The following is a 2516-nucleotide window of genomic DNA, read 5'->3' as shown; positions in this document are numbered from 1 at the left end:
CTTCTTGCGGCCCCGGTACGCGCCGCGCTGCTTGGCCAGGGCGATACCCTCGCGCTGCCGCTCACGGATCAGAGCGCGCTCGAACTCAGCGAAGGCCCCCATTACCGACAGCATCAGGTTGGTCATCGGCGAGTCCTCGCCGGTGAATACCAGCCCCTCCTTCAAGAACTCGATTCGCACGCCGCGCTGGGTCAGCTTCTGCACCAGGCGGCGCAGGTCGTCGAGGTTGCGGGCCAGGCGATCCATGCTGTGCACCACCACCGTGTCGCCCTCGCGGACGAAGCTCAGCAGCGCTTCGAGCTGGGGGCGCTGGGTGTCCTTGCCGGATGCCTTGTCGGTGAACACCTTGCTCACCTGGGTCTGTTCCAGTTGGCGTTCCGGGTTCTGGTCGAAGCTGCTGACCCGGACGTAGCCGATGCGGTGCCCCTGCACGATGTCTCCTTGGTTGAAGGCGGCTTAAGTGCACTTTCTGTTCCGTTGCGCCTCAAACCCCGTTTCTGTCAGGCTGAAATCTATAACCTTCGCGGGCATGTGTCAAAAAATGGGAAAGCAGACTCTATTCTGACGAAGCGGCGCGGCCCTTGTCGTTTTCAGAAGACGGCTGCACTGAACGTCAGAAGCCGACTGCACTATAGCAGCGGAGGGGTTGGATCCATCAGGCAACGACGGGCTGCTGCCGGCCATCAGCGGACGCAGGGAGGACTTTCCGCAACCGGCCGTTCGATGCGGCACCGATGGCCTTCGCGCAGGGGTAGTGAATCCGCCAGGATTGACTTGCGCTGCCCTACCTCTCACTAGTGAGGGGCGGCAGCGCATCAAGCGGTGAGCGCACTCCGGCACCGCCAACTTTCAGCACATGCGTGTAAATCATCGTCGTAGAGACGTCGGAATGGCCGAGCAGATCCTGCACGGTTCGAATGTCGTAACCGCTGCGGAGCAAGGCCGTCGCGAACGAGTGGCGGAGGGTGTGCGGTGTGGCGGGCTTCGTGATGCCTGCTTGTTCTACGGCACGTTTGAAGGCGCGCTGAAAGGTCTGGTCATACATGTGATGGCGACGCACGACACCGCTCCGTGGATCGGTCGAATGCGTGTGCTGCGCAAAAACCCAGAACCACGGCCAGGAATGCCCGGCGCGCGGATACTTCCGCTCAAGGGCGTCGGGAAGCGCAACGCCGCTGCGGCCCTCGGCCTGGTCCTTCAGCCACCATGCCCGTGCACGCGACAGCTGCTCGCGCAGGCTGGGTGCCAAGCTCTCGGGTAACATCAAGGCCCGATCCTTGGAGCCCTTGCCCTCCCGCACGATGATCGTGCCGTGATCGAAATCCAGATCCTTGACCCGCAGTTGCAAACCCTCACTGATCCGCATGCCCGTTCCATACAGAAGCTGGGCGAACAAACGATGCTCGCCTTCCAGAAAACCGAGGATGCGAACCACTTCATCCGGGGTCAGCACCACCGGCAAGCGCCGCGACGGCCGAGGTCTTCCGATCTCCTGAAGCCAGGGCAGATCCGTGCACAGCACCTTGCCGTAGAAGAACAGCAAGGCCGCCAATGCCTGACGATGCGTGGAGACCGAAACCTTGCGCTCGTTCGCCAGCCAGGACAGAAATGCCTCGACTTCGCTGCTGCCCAAGGTTGCCGGGTGACGCACACCGTGGAAACGGATGAAGGCACGAACCCAGTGGACATAAGCCTGTTCGGTTCGTAAGCTGTAATGCAAGTAGCGTATGCGCTCACGCAACTGGTCCAGAACCTTGACCGAACGCAGCGGTGGTAACGGCGCAGTGGCGGTTTTCATGGCTTGTTATGACTGTTTTTTTGTACAGTCTATGCCTCGGGCATCCAAGCAGCAAGCGCGTTACGCCGTGGGTCGATGTTTGATGTTATGGAGCAGCAACGATGTTACGCAGCAGGGCAGTCGCCCTAAAACAAAGTTAGATGCACTAAGCACATAATTGCTCACAGCCAAACTATCAGGTCAAGTCTGGTTTTATTATTTTTAAGCGTGCATAATAAGCCCTACACAAATTGGGAGATATATCATGAAAGGCTGGCTTTTTCTTGTTATCGCAATAGTTGGCGAAGTAATCGCAACATCCGCATTAAAATCTAGCGAGGGCTTTACTAAGCTTGCCCCTTCCGCCGTTGTCATAATCGGTTATGGCATCGCATTTTATTTTCTTTCTCTGGTTATGAAATCCATCCCTGTCGGTGTTGCTTATGCACTCTGGTCGGGACTCGGCGTCGTCATAATTACAGCCATTGCCTGGTTGCTTCATGGGCAAAAGCTTGATGCGTGGGGCTTTGTAGGTATGGGGCTCATAGTTAGTGGTGTAGTAGTTTTAAACTTGCTTTCCAAAGCAAGTGCCCACTAATAAACTCAGTCATCTAATCGGGTAGCCGGAGGTATCTAGCCTCCAGCCCCCACACCACCCTGCATGCGGCTCCGCACAGGGCGGTTCATTTAGAACTCCTAACTCACTTTTTGGTTAGGATAATGAACTGCGATCCATCCA

3 protein-coding genes are annotated in these 2516 nt (G+C 57.4%); 1 reads left to right on the top strand and 2 read right to left on the bottom strand.

Annotated elements, in window-relative coordinates; all coding sequences use genetic code 11:
• Both AYY17_RS13785 and intI1 read right to left on the bottom strand, forming a co-directional pair.
• A partial coding sequence (locus AYY17_RS13785; protein WP_067424514.1) for a recombinase family protein occupies positions 1–432 on the bottom strand: 432 nt, incomplete at its 3' end.
• A gap of 352 nt (positions 433–784) precedes the next feature.
• Positions 785–1798 (bottom strand): class 1 integron integrase IntI1, encoded by a 1014-nt coding sequence (gene intI1 / locus AYY17_RS13780; RefSeq protein WP_000845048.1) that lies wholly within the window; start codon positions 1796–1798, stop codon positions 785–787.
• Between the two features lie 244 nt (positions 1799–2042).
• On the opposite strand from intI1, the gene qacE reads away from it, so the two are divergent.
• Entirely contained in the window at positions 2043–2375 is a 333-nt protein-coding gene (gene qacE / locus AYY17_RS13775) for a quaternary ammonium compound efflux SMR transporter QacE (RefSeq protein ID WP_053515552.1), read from the top strand.
• Positions 2376–2516 lie beyond the last annotated feature (141 nt).

The organism is Morganella psychrotolerans (genome assembly GCF_001676055.1).
Taxonomy (GTDB): Bacteria; Pseudomonadota; Gammaproteobacteria; order Enterobacterales; family Enterobacteriaceae; genus Morganella; species Morganella psychrotolerans_B.
Note: the sequence above shows the minus strand (reverse complement) of the source record. Positions and strands in the feature narration are given on the sequence as shown.